General features: G+C 67.8%; 15 protein-coding genes. 9 read left to right on the forward strand and 6 right to left on the reverse strand.

The genetic code is table 11. The features are described 5' to 3' along the window. Positions 1-3: 3 nt before the first annotated feature. The 4 genes from XINFAN_RS09900 to XINFAN_RS09915 all read left to right on the forward strand — a co-directional run bounded on the left by XINFAN_RS09900 (position 4) and on the right by XINFAN_RS09915 (position 6,413). Positions 4-990 (forward strand): glycosyltransferase, encoded by a 987-nt coding sequence (locus tag XINFAN_RS09900; protein ID WP_124086374.1) that lies wholly within the window; start codon positions 4-6, stop codon positions 988-990. Continuing rightward, entirely contained in the window at positions 987-5,495 is a 4,509-nt protein-coding gene (locus XINFAN_RS09905; protein WP_199286396.1) for a MupA/Atu3671 family FMN-dependent luciferase-like monooxygenase, read from the forward strand. The genes XINFAN_RS09900 and XINFAN_RS09905 overlap by 4 nt, the downstream gene beginning before the upstream one ends. Continuing rightward, positions 5,488-6,093: a 4'-phosphopantetheinyl transferase family protein gene (locus XINFAN_RS09910; protein WP_124086376.1), complete on the forward strand. Its 606-nt coding sequence runs from the start codon at positions 5,488-5,490 to the stop codon at positions 6,091-6,093. The genes XINFAN_RS09905 and XINFAN_RS09910 overlap by 8 nt, the downstream gene beginning before the upstream one ends. 101 nt (positions 6,094-6,194) lie before the next feature. Beyond that, a complete protein-coding gene (locus tag XINFAN_RS09915; protein WP_124086378.1) occupies positions 6,195-6,413 on the forward strand; it encodes a hypothetical protein in 219 nt (72 codons plus the stop codon). Between the two features lie 188 nt (positions 6,414-6,601). Here XINFAN_RS09915 and XINFAN_RS09920 read toward each other — a convergent pair whose 3' ends face one another. The 6 genes from XINFAN_RS09920 to XINFAN_RS09945 all read right to left on the reverse strand — a co-directional run bounded on the left by XINFAN_RS09920 (position 6,602) and on the right by XINFAN_RS09945 (position 13,640). Beyond that, positions 6,602-6,826 carry a formate dehydrogenase subunit delta gene (locus XINFAN_RS09920; RefSeq protein ID WP_124086380.1) on the reverse strand — a complete coding sequence of 75 codons (225 nt, stop codon included), beginning with the start codon at positions 6,824-6,826 and terminating at the stop codon, positions 6,602-6,604. Next, positions 6,816-7,625 carry a formate dehydrogenase accessory sulfurtransferase FdhD gene (gene fdhD / locus XINFAN_RS09925; protein WP_124086382.1) on the reverse strand — a complete coding sequence of 270 codons (810 nt, stop codon included), beginning with the start codon at positions 7,623-7,625 and terminating at the stop codon, positions 6,816-6,818. The genes XINFAN_RS09920 and fdhD overlap by 11 nt, the downstream gene beginning before the upstream one ends. 15 nt (positions 7,626-7,640) lie before the next feature. After that, positions 7,641-10,553, reverse strand: a complete 2,913-nt coding sequence (fdhF, locus tag XINFAN_RS09930; protein ID WP_124086384.1) for a formate dehydrogenase subunit alpha — start codon at positions 10,551-10,553, stop codon at positions 7,641-7,643. Positions 10,554-10,659: 106 nt separating this feature from the next. After that, on the reverse strand, positions 10,660-12,180 hold the full coding sequence (locus tag XINFAN_RS09935; RefSeq protein ID WP_124086386.1) for a formate dehydrogenase beta subunit: 1,521 nt from the start codon (positions 12,178-12,180) through the stop codon (positions 10,660-10,662). Next, positions 12,180-12,647, reverse strand: coding sequence for a formate dehydrogenase subunit gamma (locus XINFAN_RS09940; protein WP_124086388.1), 468 nt, complete (start codon positions 12,645-12,647; stop codon positions 12,180-12,182). Before XINFAN_RS09940 ends, XINFAN_RS09935 begins: the two co-directional genes overlap by 1 nt. A 102-nt stretch (positions 12,648-12,749) precedes the next feature. Then, positions 12,750-13,640: a LysR family transcriptional regulator gene (locus XINFAN_RS09945; RefSeq protein ID WP_124086390.1), complete on the reverse strand. Its 891-nt coding sequence runs from the start codon at positions 13,638-13,640 to the stop codon at positions 12,750-12,752. Between the two features lie 321 nt (positions 13,641-13,961). Between XINFAN_RS09945 and XINFAN_RS09950 the strand changes: the two genes are divergently transcribed. The 5 genes from XINFAN_RS09950 to XINFAN_RS09965 all read left to right on the forward strand — a co-directional run. After that, positions 13,962-14,756: a S49 family peptidase gene (locus tag XINFAN_RS09950; RefSeq protein ID WP_124086391.1), complete on the forward strand. Its 795-nt coding sequence runs from the start codon at positions 13,962-13,964 to the stop codon at positions 14,754-14,756. Further along, a complete protein-coding gene (locus XINFAN_RS21955) occupies positions 14,757-14,921 on the forward strand; it encodes a hypothetical protein (protein ID WP_199286397.1) in 165 nt (54 codons plus the stop codon). Next, on the forward strand, positions 14,918-15,694 hold the full coding sequence (locus XINFAN_RS09955; protein ID WP_124086393.1) for an SDR family oxidoreductase: 777 nt from the start codon (positions 14,918-14,920) through the stop codon (positions 15,692-15,694). Before XINFAN_RS21955 ends, XINFAN_RS09955 begins: the two co-directional genes overlap by 4 nt. A 328-nt stretch (positions 15,695-16,022) precedes the next feature. Continuing rightward, positions 16,023-17,876: an excinuclease ABC subunit UvrC gene (gene uvrC, locus XINFAN_RS09960; protein WP_124086395.1), complete on the forward strand. Its 1,854-nt coding sequence runs from the start codon at positions 16,023-16,025 to the stop codon at positions 17,874-17,876. 67 nt (positions 17,877-17,943) lie between these two features. Continuing rightward, positions 17,944-18,539, forward strand: a 596-nt coding sequence (locus XINFAN_RS09965; RefSeq protein WP_124086397.1) for a hypothetical protein, incomplete at its 3' end; no start/stop codon positions are given.

Here is an 18,539-nt window from a genome sequence, read left to right on the forward strand (position 1 = left end):
GCGATGGCGCGGCTTCTGAGCGTGATCCTGAACTGGCGCACGCCGGAGATGACGCTCCGCGCGGCCGAGGCTGCGCTGGCGGCGCTCGACGGGATCGGGGGGGCGCTGACCATCGTGGACAACGATTCCGGCGACGGGTCGTATGAACGTCTGAGTGCCGAAGTCGCCGCCCGTGGCTGGGACAAGGGCGCGCATCCGGTGCGGGTGCTGCAATCGGGGCATAACGGCGGTTTCGGGGCGGGGAACAATTTCGGCATCCGGGCCGGACTGCCCGGCGGCGAGCGGCCGGATTACGTCTATGTGCTGAACTCCGACGCCTTCCCGGCCCGGGACGCGATCCGCATCCTGCTGGATCATCTGGAGCGCCACCCGCAGACCGGCTTTGCCGGCAGCCATATCCACGGCGAGGACGGCGCGCCGCATCAGACCGCCTTTCGCTTTCCCTCGGTCGCGGGCGAGTTCGAGGCGCATCTGCGGCTTGGCCTCGTCTCGCGCTGGCTGGCGGGCAGCGTGGTGCCGCTGCCGGTCCCGGTAGAGACCACAAGGGTGGACTGGCTGGCCGGCGCCAGCCTGATGATGCGGATGGATGTGCTGGACCGGATCGGCCTGTTCGACGAGCGGTTCTTTTTGTATTTCGAGGAAACCGACCTCTGCCGCCGTGCCGCGCTGGCCGGCTGGCCCACCGATTACCTGCCCGCAAGCCGGGTCGCGCATATCGGCTCGGTCTCGACGGGGATGAAGACCTGGAGCCGGATCCCCGGCTTCTGGCTTGATTCGCGGCTGCATTATTTTGCCAAGAATCACGGGCGCGGTTACGCCCTGGCCGCCACCGCCGCCGCTGTGCTGGCGGGCGCTTTGTGGCGGGCGCGGCTGATGATCCAGCGCAAGGACAGAGGCGATCCGCCGCGCTATCTGCGGGACATGCTGAACCATCATATCCGCCGCGGGTTTCGGATGATTCCCGCAGCCAGCCGAAAGGGGCGATCATGAGCCTTTCCGCCATTCTCATCGGGAACGAGACGCTGACCAGCCAGTGCGGCGCCTTCTGGCTGTCGCGCGGGCATCGCATCGCGGTGGTGGTCAGCGAGGCCGCGCCGGTGCGGGCCTGGGCCGCCGCCGAGGGCCTGCCGGTCGCGGATTACGGGCCGGATCTGGCGGAACGGCTGCCGGGGGCGGACTGGCTCTTGTCGGTCGCCAATCTGGCGGTGCTGCCCGTGGCGGTGCTGGCGAAGGCCGTGCGCGGCGCGGTGAATTTCCACGACGGGCCGCTGCCGGAACATGCCGGGCTGAACGCGCCGGTCTGGGCGATCCTGGCCGGAGAGCCGCGCCATGGTGTGACCTGGCACCTGATCGAGGGCGGTCTCGATCGCGGCCGGATCCTGGTGGAACGCAGGTTCGACATCGCCCCGGATGAGACCGCGCTGACGCTGAACACCCGCTGTTTCGAGGCCGGGCTGGAGAGCTTCCCCGAAGTGGTGGCGCAACTGGAATCCGGCCCGCAGCCGCGCGCTCAGACGGGCGAGGGGCGGCTGCATCTGCGATCCGAGCGCCCGCCCGCCATGGGCCGGATCGACTTCGCCCGCCCGGTGGCAGAGGTGTTGCGGCTGGTGCGCGCGCTGGATCACGGGCGCTATGCCAACCCGGTGGCCACCGCGAAGATCGACACCGGAACGCGGGTTTTGAACGTGGGCAGCGCGGCGCGCGCCGAGGGCGCGGGGGCGCCGGGGGCGGTGCTGGCGGCCTCGCCCGAGGGGCTGGTGGTGGCCTGCCTCGATGGCGCGGTGCGGCTGAGCCGTCTGACCTGCCAGGAAAAGGGCGGTGTGGTCTGCCCCTCGACCGTCGCCGCAGCGGCGTTGCCGCTCCTGAGCGCGGAGGAAGCCGCGCGGCTGACCCTGGCCTCGGCGGCGGCCGCAAGGGCAGAGCCTCGGCTGCACCGGCTGCTTGCCGATCCGCAACCGCTGGCGCTGCCGACGGCGCAGACCGGCGAGGCGGCGGAATGGTGGAAGCTCGGCCTTGCGCTGACCGATCTGCCGGTGCTGGCTTTGGCTGCGCTTCGTGCTTTCGGGGCGGATGGTGGCGATCTTGCCCGGGCGGTGCCGGGCCTGCCCGGCTATCTCTCGGCATGGGAGCCGGTGCGGGTGGAGCCCGGCGCGACGGTTGCGGCGGCGCGTGAGACGCTTGGCGCGAGCCTGGCCGCGCCCGGGACCGGCTGGCCGCTGGATCTGATGAGCCGCGACCGGGCGCTCGCTGCGCTCGCGGTGCCGGCGCTGGCGCTTTCCGGCGCGGGCCCGGTGCAGGGCAGCGCGCTGACGCTTGCCCCCGGCGCGCTGCATTTCGACGCGAGCCGCATCCCGCCCGAGACCGCGCAGGCGCTGGCGACCCGGATCGACTGGCTGGCGGCACGGATCGAGACGGCGGGGTATGCGAGGCTGGCCGAACTGCCCGCCCTGACCCCGGCCGAGCGCGATTTCGTGCTGAATCGCGTGAACGACACCGCGCGCGAGCATGACCGGACCGCCCTGATCCATACCGCTTTCGAGGCCCAGGTCGCGCGCACCCCCGACGCCCCCGCGCTGGTCTATGAGCGCGAGGTGCTGAGTTACGCGGATCTCAATGCCCGCGCCAACCGTGCCGCCCATGTGCTGCGCGGGATGGGGGTGGGACCGGGGATGCCGGTCGGGCTGGCGACACGGCGCGGCCCCGATCTGGTGGTGGGCGCGCTTGCGATCCTCAAGGCGGGCGCGGCTTACGTTCCGATGGACCCGGCCTATCCGGCGGAACGCCTCGCGCTGTTCGCCGAAGACAGCGCCGCGCCGGTGATCGTGACGCAAAGCGACCTGATCCCCGCGCTGCCCGAAGGGGTGGCGAAGCTGGCGCTGGACGCCGACCCGCGCCTTGCCGCGGCCCCGCAGACCAACCCCGACAGCGGCGCCGGCCCCGGGGATCTGGCTTATATGATCTATACCTCGGGCTCGACCGGGCGGCCCAAGGGGGTGATGGTCGAGCACCGCAACGTGGCGAACTTCTTCGCCGGGATGGACGAGCGCCTCGGGACCACGCCCGGCACCTGGCTTGCGGTGACATCGCTGTCCTTCGACATCTCGGTGCTGGAACTGTTCTGGACGCTTTCGCGCGGCTTCCGGCTGGTGATCTCGTCGGATGAGAACCGGGCTCTGGTCTCGGCCGGGCGGATCACGTCCGAGCAGAAGATGGATTTCTCGATCTATTACTGGGGCAACGACGATGGCCCCGGCCCGCGGAAATACCACCTGCTGCTGGAGGGCGCGCGCTTTGCCGATCAGAACGGCTTCCGCGCGGTCTGGACGCCCGAGCGGCATTTCCACGCTTTCGGCGGCCCCTATCCGAACCCCGGCGTGACCGGCGCGGCGGTGGCGGCGGTGACAAAAAACATCGACGTGCGGGCGGGCTCGGTCGTGGCACCCCTGCACCACCCGGCCCGGATCGCCGAGGACTGGGCGGTGATCGACAATCTTACGAACGGCCGCGCGGGCCTTGGCTTCGCCAGCGGCTGGCATCCCGACGATTTCGTGCTGCGCCCGGAGAACGCGCCGCCGAACAACAAGGCGGCGATGTTCGATGCGATCACCCAGGTCCGCGCGCTCTGGCGCGGCGAGGGGGTCGATTTCCCGAAGGGCGACGGGTCGACGTTCACCGTGCGCACCCAGCCCCGCCCGGTTTCCGCCGAACTGCCGGTCTGGGTGACGACCGCCGGAAACCCCGAAACCTGGCGCGAGGCGGGCCTTGTGGGCGCCAATGTGCTGACGCATCTTCTGGGCCAGTCGGTCGAAGAGGTGGCGGGGAAGATCCGTCTCTACCATGCCGCCCTGCGCGAGGCCGGGCATGACCCCGCGGATTTCACCGTGACGCTGATGCTGCACACCTTCCTCGCGGCCACGCGCGACGAGGCGCGCCGCCTGGCCGAGGGGCCGATGAAAGCCTATCTCGCCTCGGCCGCCGGGCTGGTGAAGCAATATGCCTGGGCCTTCCCGGCGTTCAAGAAACCGGCGGGCGTGGCGCATCCGATGGACATCGACCTGACCGCTTTGTCGGAGGAGGAAAGCGCCGCGATCCTCGATTTCGCCTTCCAGCGTTATTTCGAGGATTCGGGCCTGTTCGGCACGGTGGAGGATGCGCTCTCGCGGGTGGAGCAGCTCAAGGCCATCGGTGTGGGCGAGGTGGCCTGCCTTGTGGACTACGGCATCGCGCCCGAACTGGTGCTGGAGGGGCTGAAGCCGCTGGCCGAGGTGGTGCGGCTTGCGAACAGCGGCGGGCTGGCCGAGGATGATTTCTCGATCGCGGCGCAGATCCGGCGCCATGGCGTCACCCATCTGCAATGCACGCCCTCGCTGGCGCGGATGATCCTGATGAACGAGGACAGCCGCCGGGCGCTGTCGCGGCTGGACACGATGCTGGTCGGCGGCGAGGCGCTGCCGGGCGCTTTGGCCGCCGATCTGAACCGCGCGGGCGTCGGGCGGCTTCTGAACATGTATGGCCCGACCGAGACGACGATCTGGTCCTCGGCCGAGGAGGTGACGGTGGCCGATCCGGTGGTCAACATCGGCAGGCCGCTGGCGAACCAGTTCCTCTATGTGCTGGATGAGGGCGGCGCGCCGGTGGCGCCCGGAACGCCCGGCGAGTTGTGGATCGGCGGCGAGGGGGTCACCCGGGGCTACTGGAAGCGGTCCGATCTGACCGACGAGCGGTTCGTTCCGAATCCGTTCCACGGTGGCCGGATGTATCGCAGCGGCGATCTGGTGCGGCTGCGCGCCGACGGGCGGCTGGATTACATCGGCCGGGCCGACCAGCAGGTCAAGCTGCGCGGCTACCGGATCGAGCCGGGCGAGATCGAGGCGGTGCTGGAGGAACAGCCCGGTGTCACCCAGGCCGTGGTCATGGTGCGCGAGGACAGCCCCGGCGATCCGCGGCTGGTGGCCTATACCACCGGCACGGCAGAGGAATCCGCCCTGCGTGCGGCTTTGGCGGCGGAACTGCCCGCCCATATGCTGCCCGCGCATTACCTCCGGCTGGAGCGGTTCGCGCTGACGCCGAACCGCAAGGTGGACCGCAAGGCCCTGCCCGCGCCCAATGCGCAGCCGGTGGCGGAGGCGGTCTTCGCCGCGCCCGATACCGGCATCGGGCAAGAGATCGCGCAGATCTGGGCCCGGGTGCTGGGCGTGCCACGGGTTGGCGCGAAGGACAATTTCTTCGCGCTCGGCGGCCATTCGCTGCTGGCGGTTCAGGCGCATCGCGAGATCCGCGAGAAGCTGCCGCAGGCGAAGATCTCGATCACCGACATCTTCCGCTTCCCGGTGCTGGAGACGCTGACCGCCCATATCGCCGGACCGCAGGCGGCGGCGGTGCTTACGCCTTCTGCGCCGCAGGTGTTCCGCCCGGCGCCGGGGGGCGAGGGGCTGGACGATGCCATGTCGCGCCGCCGGGCGATGCGGCTGGCGCGGCGCGGCGTGGATGCCTGAGGCGGGCGCGGCCCTCGCGGCGCTGGCGGGCGGCTGGCTGCCGGGCTGCGCGGTCGCCTGGGCCGACCCCGCGCGGGCGTATCCGCTGCTGCCGGGCGAGGATGTGACCGGCATGGTGCCCAAACGCGCGGCGGAGTTCTCGGCCGGGCGGCATGCGGCGCGGCTGGCGCTCGGCGCGGCGGTGGCGATCCCGAAAGGGGAAGACCGCGCGCCCGTCTGGCCCCGGGGCGTGGCGGGGTCGATCACCCATGCGGGCGGCGTCTGCCTTGCCGCCGTGTCGCACGAAAGGCGCGGGATCGGGCTGGATCTGGAGCCTTTGCGGGCATTGGGGCCGGAACTGACCGCGCTGATCCAGAACGAGGACGACCGGATGGAGGATGCGGGCGATCCGGGCCTGTGGCTCTTTTGCGCCAAGGAAGCGGTCTACAAGGCGCAATATCCGCTGACCCGCCGCATTCTCGGCCCCGAGGCGCTGGCGGTGACGATCCGGGGCGGGCATCTCACCGCGCGTTCGCGCGAACCTTCCGCGCAAGGCGGGCAGATCGCCGGGCGCATCGGGGTTTGCGCGGGCTACGTCCTCGCCGTCGCCTGGCTGTGAATCTTCGCCGACCGCGACGATTTGCCGCGACACGGGTGAATCCCGCGCTAATATCCCGCCCGGGAACGGTGCCGCGACTTCTGCGGGGCCGGGAGGGAATGATGAAGAAACTGATCGCGATTGTCTGCGTCGTCAGCTGGTCGGGCTTCTGGGCCTTCGGCTATCTGGCGATTTCGGCCGGGGTCGAAGAGACCGGCCAGATCGCCACGGCGATGATCCTGGCCGCGCTCGGCCTGTTCACCGGCCTTTTCACCTATCTGAAACTGGCGCGGGCCAGCGACCCGGGTCGCTGGCGTCATGTCCGCCAGTCGGGCGGCTGACCCTGCCGCTGACCGACCGGCGTTTGTGAGATGTGCCGGGTCCGGTGACCGGCGGCCCTTCCCGCCTCTGGCGGGCGCAAGCCGGAAAGCGCGGTCCGGTATTCAGGCGCAGCTCTGTATTGCGCAACATTGGCGCCGCGAAACATCCCCCCGGAGGTGCTCCCCGGGGGTGATACGCTGCGGCGCTGTCAGGCGGCGGCGGTGGGGCGGCGGATCTTCTCAGCCGCCTCTACCACCAGAGGGCGGAAGCCAGCCGCGCCGGAATCCAGCAGTTCAAAGAACTGGCGGCGCATCCGGGGTTCCCAGAAGTCGTTGATATGGCTGGAGATACCCTCGATGCCCTCGGCTTTGGGCTTGGTTTCCATGAACATGGAAATCTGGTTCGCCATACGGACGATCTTTTCAGCGGACATGGCTTTCCTCGGTGACCAGGCGGTCTGAATGGGTGAAAAGCTCGAACCGTTCGGGACGGGCGAGCGCGATCAGGGTGATGCCCAGCCTTTCGGCAAGGGCGACGGCATCGGCGGTGGGGGCGGAAACCGCGATCAGGACCGGGGCGCCGATGGCCGCGACCTTCTGCACCATGTCGATCGAGACACGGCTGGTCAGCACCACCGCGCCCTCGGGGTGGGGATGGCGCACCAGATGGCCCGCCAGTTTGTCGAGCGCATTGTGGCGCCCCACATCCTCGCGCGCGGCGAAGAGGCCCGCCGGGGTCCAGAACCCGGCGCAATGCGCGGCGCGGGTCAGGTCGTGAAGCGGCTGATGCGCGGGCAGCGCGGCGATGGCCTCTTTGACCTGGGCCGGCGTCATGCGGAACGCAGACGGCGGCACCGGCGGCAGTTCGCGCAAGGCCTGGTCGATGGAATCGATGCCGCAAAGGCCACAGCCCACCGGACCGGCCATGGTGCGGCGGCGGTCCTTCAGCCGGGCCTCGGCCGTATCGGCCAGCCAGGTCTGCACGTCGACCCCGCGCTCGCCCCGCACCACCGCGATCTCTTCGATCTCGGCGGGCGTGGCGATGCCTTCGGTCAGCGCGAAACCGTAAGCGAAATCTTCCAGATCCGCGGGCGTCGCCATCATCACCGCCTGGGTGGTGCCGTTGAACGACAGCGCGACCGCCCGCTCTTCGGGCAATACGCGCTCCCCGGTTTCGATTTCATACCGCGCCCCGAAGAAGAGGCGCGGTATGGGCCTTGCGCCCTCGGTCATCGCGAGATCCCCCGCTTACTCGGCGGCGGGCAGGATACGGCGCGACAGGGTGGCCTGGGCGGCATATTCCTCCTGCCATTCCGACGGCCCGTTGGAGGGGCTGATCTGCACCGCCGTCACCTTGTATTCCGGGCAGTTGGTGGCCCAGTCCGAGAAGTCGGTGGTGATGACATTGGCCTGGGTGTCCGGGTGGTGGAAGGTGGTGTAGACCACGCCGGGCGAGACCTTGTCGGTGATATCGGCCCGCAGGGTGGTCGCCCCGGCACGGCTGGCCAGCCGCACCCAGTCGCCCTGGCGGATGCCGCGGTTCTCGGCGTCGTGCGGGTGGATCTCCAGCACGTCTTCGGGATGCCAGGCCACGTTGGCGGTGCGCCGGGTCTGGGCGCCCACGTTGTATTGCGACAGGATCCGGCCGGTGGTCAGCAGCAGCGGGAACTTCGGCCCGGTCTTCTCATCCGTCGCCACATATTCGGTGCGGATGAACTTGCCCTTGCCGCGCACGAAGCCGTCGACATGGACCAGCGGCGTGCCTTCCGGCGCCTTCTCGTTGCAGGGCCACTGAACCGAGCCCATGGTCTCGATCTTCTCGAAGCTCACCCCGGCGAAGCTGGGGGTGGTCATCGCGATCTCGTCCATGATCTGGCTGGGATGGGTGTAGGTCCAGGGCGCGCGGCCCTGATCTTCCAGCATCCTGTTGGCGAACATCTGGGTCACTTCCCAGTCGGCATAGCCCTGTTTCGGCGCCATGACCTTGCGCACCATGTTGATGCGGCGCTCGGCGTTGGTGAAGGTGCCGTCTTTCTCCAGGAAGGACGAGCCGGGGAAGAACACATGGGCGTAATTCGCGGTCTCGTTCAGGAACAGGTCGTGCACGATCACGCATTCCATCGCCGCAAGGCCGGCCGCGACGTGATGGGTGTCGGGGTCGGATTGCAGGATGTCTTCGCCCTGGCAGTAGAGGCCCTTGAACGTGCCCTCGACCGCGGCATCCAGCATGTTGGGGATGCGCAGACCGGGTTCCGGGTCGATCTGCACGTCCCAGAGGTTTTCATAGATCGCGCGGACCTCGGGGTTCTTGACGTGGCGATAGCCCGGCAGTTCATGCGGGAACGAGCCCATGTCGCAGGAGCCCTGGACGTTGTTCTGCCCGCGCAGCGGGTTCACGCCGACGCCAGGCCGGCCGATGTTGCCGGTCAGCATGGCGAGGTTGGCGATGCCGATCACCGTGGTCGAGCCCTGGCTGTGCTCGGTCACGCCGAGGCCATAGTAGATCGCCGCATTGCCGCCGGTCGCGTAAAGCCGGGCCGCCGCGCGCACTTCGGTGGCCGGAACGCCGGTGAGGGCCTCGATCGCCTCGGGGCTGTGACGCTCGTCGGCGACGAATTCCATGTAATCCTGGAATTCGTCCCAGTCGCAGCGGGTGCGGATGAACTCTTCGTTGTAGAGCTTTTCGGTCACGATCACATGCGCCAGCGCGGTGACGATGGCCACGTTGGTGCCGGGTTTCAGCGCCAGGTGATGGGCGGCCCGGTAATGCGCACCTTCATACATCTCGGTGCGGCGCGGGTCGATCAGGATCAGCTTCGCGCCCTGGCGCAGCCGCTTTTTCAGCCGCGAGGCGAAGACCGGATGGCCGGAATGCGGGTTCGCGCCGATCACCAGCGCCACGTCGCAATGTTCGACCGAGTCGAAATCCTGCGTCCCGGCCGAGGTGCCGTAGGTCTGGCCGAGCCCGTAGCCGGTGGGCGAATGGCAGACCCGGGCGCAGGTGTCGGTGTTGTTGTTGCGGAACACCGCGCGGGTCAGCTTCTGAACCAGGTAGGTCTCTTCGTTGGTGCAGCGCGACGAGGTGATCACACCGACCGACTGACGGCCGTATTTTTCCTGGATCGCCTTCATCCGGCCTGCGGCGAAGTCCATCGCCTCGGTCCAGGACACCTCTTTCCACGGATCGTTGATCGAATCGCGGATCATCGGGTTCAGGATCCGGTCCTTGTGGCTGGCGTAGCCATAGGCGAAGCGGCCCTTGACGCAGGAATGGCCGCGGTTCGCCTTGCCGTGTTTGTAGGGCACCATCCGCACCAGCTCGTCGCCGCGCATCTCGGCCTTGAACTGGCAGCCGACGCCGCAATAGGCGCAGGTGGTGATCACGCTGCGCTCGGGCGTGCCGATGTCGAACACCGATTTCTCGATCAGCGTCGCGGTCGGGCAGGCCTGGACGCAGGCGCCGCAGGACACGCAGTCCGACGCCAGGAAGTTGTCCTCACGCACCCCGGCGTGAACCCGCGAATCCCAGCCCCGGCCCTCGATCGTCAGCGCGAAAGTGCCCTGGACTTCCTCGCAGGCGCGCACGCAGCGGTTGCAGACGATGCACTTCGACGGGTCATACGAGAAATAGGGGTTGGAATTGTCCTTCGGCAGCCATTCGGCATTGGCCGCGCCGGAGGTGTTCTTGGCGCTGAAATGGTTCGCCAGCACACCGCCCTCGGGCGCCTCATAGCGCACGTCGCGCAGACCCACGGCGCCGGCCATGTCCTGAAGTTCGCAATCGCCGTTCGCCGCGCAGGTCAGGCAGTCCAGCGGGTGGTCCGAAATGTAAAGCTCCATCACCCCGTTGCGCAGCTGCTTGAGCTTGCTGGTCTGGGTCTTAACGCTGATCCCGGGCGCGACCGGCGTGGTGCAGGATGCCGGAGTGCCGTTCCGGCCCTCGATCTCGACGAGACAGAGACGGCAGGAGCCGAAGGCTTCCAGATTGTCGCTGGCACAGAGCTTCGGCACGGTGATGCCGATCTCGGCCGCGGCGCGCATGATCGAGGTGCCCTCGGGCACGGTGACCTCGAACCCGTCGATGGTCAGGGTGATCAGGGTCTTCGACTTCGACGCGGGCGTGCCCATGTCGCGGTCGTCGGGGATAATGAAGTCTTTCATCTGGCGGTCTCCCGGCTGGGAATGGCTGTCACTGCGGCGGAGCGGGGCTGAACCCGGATTTTTTCAAAAATCCGGGCAAAATTCTTTGAAGAATTTTGCGGGTGGTTCATTCCGCGGCCTCCCGCGCTTGCGAGGTGAAGTCGTCGGGGAAATGGGTCAGCGCCGACATCACCGGATAGGGGGTGAAACCGCCGAGCGCGCAGAGCGAGCCGGATTTCATCGTCTCGCACAGGTCGGTCAAGAGCGGGATCGCCGAGGAATCGCCCTGGGCGATGCGGTCCAGCGTCTCGACGCCGCGCACGGCGCCGATCCGGCAGGGGGTGCATTTGCCGCAGCTTTCGATGGCGCAGAATTCCATGGCGAAACGCGCCATGGCCATCATGTCCACGGTGTCGTCGGCGACCGTCAGACCGGCATGGCCGATCAGCGCGTTCTGCCCGGCATATTCCTCATAACCGAAGGGCGTGTCGAACTGGCTCACCGGCATCCAGGCGCCGAGCGGGCCCCCGACCTGCACCGCCTTGACCGGGCGGCCCGAGGCCGTGCCGCCGCCGATCTCGTTGACGATCCGGTCGAGCGTCAGGCCGAAGGCGATCTCGTAAAGCCCGCCGCGCTTGACGTTCCCGGCGATCTGCAACGGAATCGTGCCCTTCGAGCGGCCGATGCCGAAGCCGGCGTAATGTTCCGCGCCGCGCTCCAGGATCACCGGCACGGTGGCCAGCGAGATCACGTTGTTCACCACGGTCGGCCGGCCCATGAAGCCTTGCAGCGCGGGCAGCGGCGGCTTGGCGCGCACCGTGCCGCGTTTGCCTTCCAGGCTGTTCAGCAGCGCGGTTTCCTCGCCGCAGACATAGGCCCCGGCGCCGACGCGCAGTTCCAGCTCGAACGCCTTGCCCGAGCCGAGGATGTTCTGGCCCAGAACCCCCTCGACCCGTGCGACGGCGATGGCCGCGGCCATCACCTCGTTGGCGTCGGGATATTCCGAGCGCGAATAGATATAGCCTTTGGTCGCGCCGACCGCGATTCCGGCGATGGCCATGCCCTCGATCAGGGTGAAGGGGTCGCCCTCCATGATCATCCGGTCGGCGAAGGTGCCCGAATCGCCCTCGTCGGCATTGGCGACGATGTATTTCAGCGGCCCGGGCGCGTCATGGACGGTTTTCCACTTGATCCCGGTGGGGAAGCCCGCGCCACCGCGGCCGCGCAGGCCCGAGTTCAGCACTTCCTGCACCACTTCGGCGCCGGTCATCGACAGCGCGCGCTCAAGCCCCTTCAGGCCGCCATGGGCGCGATAATCGTCCAGGCTGAGCGGATCGACGATGCCGCAGCGCTGGAAGGTCAGCCGGGTCTGCGCCTTCAGCCAGGGCAGTTCCTCGGTCAGGCCCAGGGACAGCGGCCCGCCGTCGAAGATCTGCGCCACGTCTTCCGGCGTCATCGGCCCGAAAGCCGCGCGGCCCTGACCGGTTTCCACCTCGACCAGCGGCTCCAGCCAGATCATGCCGCGGCTGCCGTTCCTCGTGATGGTGACATCGATGCCGCGCCGGGCGGCCTCGGCCTCAACCGCTTTGACAACTTCGTCAGCGCCCAGGGCTTTCGCGGCGGCGTCGCGGGGAATCCAGATCCTCATCAGCGCAGCCCCCCCAGAATCGCATCCAGTTTCGCCTCGTCGACCCGGCCGACGACCTTGCCGTCCACCATGGCCGAGGGCCCGCAGGCGCACAGGCCGAGGCAGAAGATCGGCTCCAGCGTGATCTTGCCGTCGGGCGTGGTCTCGTGCCAGTCGAGGCCCAGTTTCTCACGCGCGTGTTTCGCCACCCGGTCGGCGCCCATCGACTGACAGCTTTCCGCCCGGCACAGTTTCAGCACATGCTGCCCGGCAGGCTTCGAGCGGAAATCGTGGTAGAAGGTCATCACCCCGTAAGCCTCGGCCTTCGAGATGTTCTGATGTTGCGCGATCTGCGGCAGCGCCTGTTCCGGGACATAGCCGAAGCTTTCCTGCACGTCGTGCAGGATCGGGAGCAGCGCGCCCTCGGAGTCCTTGTGGCGTGCGAGGATCTCTTCGACACGAGTGGCGATATCGACGGAATCAAGCATGGCGGGCCTTTTGCTAGCGTTCTCCAAAGATAGGCGCTGCGATAGGCAGATCAATACAAAATGACCGTTGTTTGATAGGAGTTTTCTATCAAGCCCCCGAAATCAGGCCCCGCGGATCCGATAGCGCTGCGCTTCCTCCATCAGCGCGGCGATCACCGGGGTCTGCGGATCGCGCCGGGCCGAGATCAGCCCGACAATATGTTCCACCTCGGGGCCGATCAGCGGCACCGAGGCCAGGCGCCCGCCGATGGCGAAGATATCGGCCAGCCGTTTCGAGACGATCGAGCACCAGCCCCCGCCCAGCACATGGCTGACCAGCACGATGGTGGAATTGGATTCCACATTGGCCGAGGTCAGCGCGCCCGCATCGGCAAGGTTCTGATCGACGATCCGGCGGTTCTGCATGTCCGAGGTCAGAAGGCACAGCGGCTCGGTCGCGGCCTCGGCCCAGGTGATGCTCTCGCAACTGGACCAGGGCGAATCCGGCGTGCAGATGAAACGGTAGAATTCGGTATAAAGCGGGGTCTGGGCGACCCGGCCCAGGGGCTCGTTGTCGAGATAGGTGATCCCGGCGTCGAGATCGAGGCTTTCGATCCCGTTCAGGATCTCGGCCGAGGTGCGCGACAGGATCGACAGCGTGACATTCGGATGGCGGGCGAGGAAGGGCCGGGTCAGTTCCGCCACCATCGGGAGCGCTGTGGGGATGACCCCCATCCGCAGATGGCCCGACAGCCCCGAACGCGCCACCCGCATCTCGTCGCGCAAAGCGCGCACGTCGCCGACGATCTTCAGCGCGCGCTCCAGCACCCTTGTGCCCTCGGGCGTCAGCCCCTGGAAGCGCGAGCCGCGATGGACGAGCTGCACGCCGAGTTGCTCTTCAAGCTGGCGGATCGCCGAGGAAAGCGAGGGCTGCGTCACCCCGCAGGATTCCGCGGCGCGGCCGAAATGGCGTTCTTTGGCCAAAGCGATGAACATCTGGAGCTTGTCGATCATGCGCCAACCCTGCCGCGCGCGCGGGCCGCGCGCAAGCCCCGCGCCCCTGCGTCTCAGGCGGCCTTCGGCGGGGATATTCAAGGCAGGATGAAAATCCCTCGCCCCTGCCGGTCCGGTCGTTTGCTGCGCCCGGCGGAAGCCTCCGGCGGGGATATTTAAGAGACAGAAAATGACAGAGCCGGTCCAGGTTCATTTTCTGTCCTTAAATATCCCGGGGGAGTCGCGGAACGCGACGGGGGCAGGGCCCCCTCTTTTGGCACCAGCCAGAGGCGAAGCAACCGCGCTCTTGCCGTGGCGGGGGCAAAGGCTTAGCTCTGGCGCATGATGCGGTTCATCCCTTTCATCCCCAAACCGGCCACGGTCGCGGTGATCCGGCTCCAGGGCCAGATCGGCGCGGGCGGGCGGGCGCTGAACGATGCCGGGCTCGCCCGGGTGATAGAGCAGGCTTTCGTGCGCGGCAGGCCCGCGGCGGTGGCGCTGGTGATCAATTCGCCCGGCGGCTCGGCCGCGCAATCCAGTCTGATCGCCGCGCGGATCCGGCGGCTGGCCGACGAGAAGAAGATCCCGGTCCATGCCTTCGTCGAGGATGTCGCCGCCTCGGGCGGCTACTGGCTGGCCTGCGCCGCCGATGAGATCTGGGTGGACCCGAGTTCCATCCTCGGCTCGATCGGGGTGATCTATTCGGGTTTCGGGCTGAGCGATCTGATCGCGCGTCACGGGGTCGAGCGGCGCGTTCATACCGCCGGGCGCTCGAAGAGCTTCGCTGATCCGTTCCGCCCGGAAACCCCCGGGGATGTGGAGCGCATCCATGCTTTGCTGGCGCCCCTGCACGAGAATTTCATCGCCTGGGTGAAGGCGCGGCGCGGCGCGCGGCTTGCGGAGGGCGCCGATCTGTTCAACGCCGATATCTGGGTGGGCGAGGGCGCGGTGCGGCTTGGCCTCGCGGATGGCGTGGCGCATCTGAAACCGAAGCTGAAAGAGTTCTACGGCGAGAAGGTGCGGCTGGTGTCTTACCAGCGCCGGCGCGGTCTCCTGGGCCGCTTCGGGCTGAACCTCGCCGATACCGCGCTGGCGCTGGCGGAGGAGCGTGCCCTCTGGGCGCGTTACGGGCTTTAGATGCTCTGGAAAATCATCATCCTGTTTCTCTGTGCCATGGCGCTGGTCGCGATGATCGGCAAGCTGGTGTTTCCGGGCAAGGCGCGGCGCAAGGCGACATGCAGGGCCTGCGGGCGGCCTCTGATCGGGCGCGGCCCCTGTGCCTGCGGAAAGGGCAAGGCATGACGGCGGCTCTGGTGACCGGCGCAGGAAAGCGGCTTGGCCGGGCCATGGCCTTGTATCTGGCAGGGCGCGGCTACGACGTGGCGGTGCATTACGCCGGATCGCAGGAGGGGGCCGAGGGCGTGGTGGCCGAAATCGCCGCCCTGGGGCGGCGCGCGGTGGCGCTGCGGGCCGATCTGCTGGAAGAGGCCGAGACCCAGGCGCTGATCGGGCGGGCGCAGGACGCGCTCGGGCCGCTGACCGTGCTGGTCAACAATGCCTCGATCTTTGAATACGACCGGATCGAGACCGCCACCCGCGAAAGCTGGGACCGCCACATCGGCTCGAACCTGCGCGCGCCCTATGTGCTGACGCAGAACTTCGCCCGGCAATGTCCGCCCGCGCTCCGCGACGCGGCGGGCGAGATCATGGCCTCGGGGCTGATCGTCAACATGCTCGACCAGCGGATCTGGAAGCTGACGCCCGAGTTCTCGACCTATACGATCGCCAAGATGGGGCTCTGGGCGCTGACCCGCACCGCGGCCCAGGGCCTGGCGCCGCAGATCCGGGTCAATGCCATCGGCCCTGGCCCGACCCTGCGCGGCGCGCGGCAGAGCGAGGACCATTTCGCCCGCCAGCGCGCCAACACCATTTTGCAGCGCGGCGCGAACGAGAGCGACATCCTGGCGGCGCTTGGATTTTTCCTCGACAGCCCATCGGTCACCGGCCAGATGATCGCCGCCGACGGGGGGCAGCACCTGGGCTGGAAGACGCCCGACGTGCTGGGAACAGAGTGAACGCGCGGAAGTTGTCCACTTCGGGCCGGGGCTTCACGGTTGTGTTACGAAAAGGCCTGATTTCTCAACGCCTTGACGAATGCATAAAAATCTTTCCTTTTAGATCAACTGCTTGGGAAACTGCACAAAAAACAGGCAAACCGGCGAGGTCAGCCGAAATCAAGGGAAAATCGGCGATCACGAAAGTTTCTCCGCAGGGTTATCCACAGAAACGGTGGACTTCTTCCCTCTTGCCCCGGCCCGTGGTTCATTGCAGCCGGAGCGGCAGAATCGCGATGCGCCGGATCCGTCTTTTCCCTCTTCTCAGCCAGCCGCCCGGCCTCTCGTCATGACCAGCAGGATCCGCACCGGATATGAGGTGATCCAGGACTATCTGAAGCTGCTTGACGGCAGCCCCGGGGTTTACCGCATGCTCAATGCGCAGTCCGAGGTGCTTTATGTCGGCAAGGCGCGCAATCTGAAGGCGCGGGTGTCGAACTACGCCCGGCCGACCGGCAATTCGATCCGCATCCAGCGGATGATCGCCGAAACCGCCTCGATGATGTTCCTGACCACCCGGACCGAGGTGGAGGCGCTCTTGCTGGAGCAGAACCTCATCAAGCAGCTCAAGCCGCGCTACAATGTGCTGATGCGGGACGACAAGTCCTTCCCCTATATCCTGATCGGCAAGGCGCATGACTTCCCGCAACTGAAGAAGCACCGCGGCGCGCGGAAAGAGAAGGGCAGCTATTTCGGCCCCTTCGCCAGCGCGGGGGCGGTGAACCGCACGCTGAACCAGTTGCAGAAGGTGTTTTTGCTCAGGAACTGCTCGGACAGCATGTTCGCCAGCCGCACCCGGCCCTGCCTGCAATATCAGATCAAGCGGTGCGCGGCGCCCTGCGTCGGCAAGGTGGGCGAGGCGGAATATGACGCGCTGGTGCGCGACGCCGAGCGGTTCCTGTCGGGGAAATCCTCGGCGATCCAGAGCGAACTGGCCGCCGGGATGCAGAAAGCCTCGGACGAGCTGGAATTTGAGCGCGCGGCGGCCCTGCGCGACCGGATTCAGGCGCTGACCGCGGTGCAGACCTCGCAGGGGATCAACCCGCGCGGTGTCTCCGAGGCCGATGTGGTGGCGCTGCATCTGGAGCACGGCCAGGCCTGCGTGCAGGTGTTCTTCATCCGCGCCAACCAAAGCTGGGGCAACCAGGATTTCTATCCCCGCACCGGCTCGGGCGCGGATGAGGCCGAGATCATCGAGGCCTTCCTCACCCAGTTCTACGACAACAAGGAGCCGCCGCGGCTGCTTCTTCTCTCGCATCCGCCCGAGGATGCCGATCTGGTCGCGCGGGCGCTGTCGGAACGCGCCGGGCATAAGGTGGAACTCGCGGTGCCTTTGCGCGGCGAGAAGGCCGAATTGGTCGAGAATGCGGCGCGGAACGCCCGCGAGAGCCTTGCGCGGCGGATGTCGGAAAGTGCGACGCAGCGCCGGCTGCTCGACGGGCTGGCTGAGGCCTTCGGGCTGGAAACCGCGCCCGAGCGGATCGAGGTCTACGACAACGCCCATATCCAGGGCGCGCATCCGGTGGGCGGCATGATCGTCGCCGGGCCCGAGGGTTTCCTGAAATCGCAATACCGCAAGTTCAACATCAAGGGCGAGGCCGGCGCCGCGGGCGACGATTTCGGCATGATGCGCGAGGTGATGCTGCGCCGGTTCGAGCGGCTGATGCGCGAAGACCCCGAGCGCCAGTCCGAGACCTGGCCGGATCTGTTGCTGATCGACGGCGGGGCTGGCCAGGTCTCGGCGGTGATGGAGATCCTGCGCGATCTGGGGGTCGAGGATATCGCCGTGATCGGCGTGGCGAAGGGGATCGACCGCGACCACGGCAAAGAGGAATTCCACCGCCCCGGCCAGCGCCCCTTCGCGCTGCAAAGGAATGATCCGGTGCTGTATTTCATCCAGCGTTTGCGCGACGAGGCGCATCGCTGGGCGAACGGCGCGCATCGGGCGAAACGGGCGAAGACGGTGGGGGCGACGCCTCTGGACGAAATCCCGGGCGTGGGCGCGGCCAGGAAACGCGCGCTCTTGCAGCATTTCGGCTCGGCCCGGGCGGTCAGCCGCGCGGCGCTGCCGGATCTGATGGCGGTCGAGGGGATTTCCGAGGCGATGGCGGAAACCGTCTATAATTTCTTCCACCGCGAATAGGGCCGGTTCAGGAGGCCGGGGGCTTCGCCCCCGGACCCCCGGCGTCCCCGCATGAAGGAGAGGGCCGATGCGGTTTCTGGATTTCAGCTCCTGGCAGGGCGTGCTGACCACTTTGGGCGGGCTGGTGCTGGTGACTCTGCTGGGCGTCGGGATCCGCATCCTGATGATGCTGACGATCCAGCAACGCCAGCAGCGGATCAACCGCCAGATCAACGAGCGGCTGCGCACGCTGATCGCCGCCTACAAGGTGCTGGGCGGTTCTTTCACCGGCACGCTGACGGTGGACCCGACCCATCTGCGGGCTTTGCGCGAGCGGCTGACGGCCGAAGGCGCCGATCCCGCGCGGATCGAGACCGAGGGCCAGCACCAGGAGCGCGCGCGCCAGATGCGCGACGCGGTCGAGGCGGCGCTGGCCGATATCATCCTGCTCGGCACCGCCGAACAGGTCGCCATGGCCGCAGCGGCGGCCCGCGACATGGCTTCGGGGCGCCCGGTGGCAACGGCGGAACTGGTGGTCTCGCTGCGCGGCTATATCCGCGCGGCGCTGGACCTGGAGCCGGTGCCCGGCGACGTGGAAATCCCGCTGCAAGGCCCGACCCGGCCGGGGCAGGGCGGCAAGGGCGGTGCCAGAAGTGGCGGGCGTTCGGGCGGTGGTGGTGAGGG

The organism is Pseudogemmobacter humi (assembly GCF_900609055.1).
In the GTDB taxonomy this organism is placed as follows: domain Bacteria; phylum Pseudomonadota; class Alphaproteobacteria; order Rhodobacterales; family Rhodobacteraceae; genus Pseudogemmobacter; species Pseudogemmobacter humi.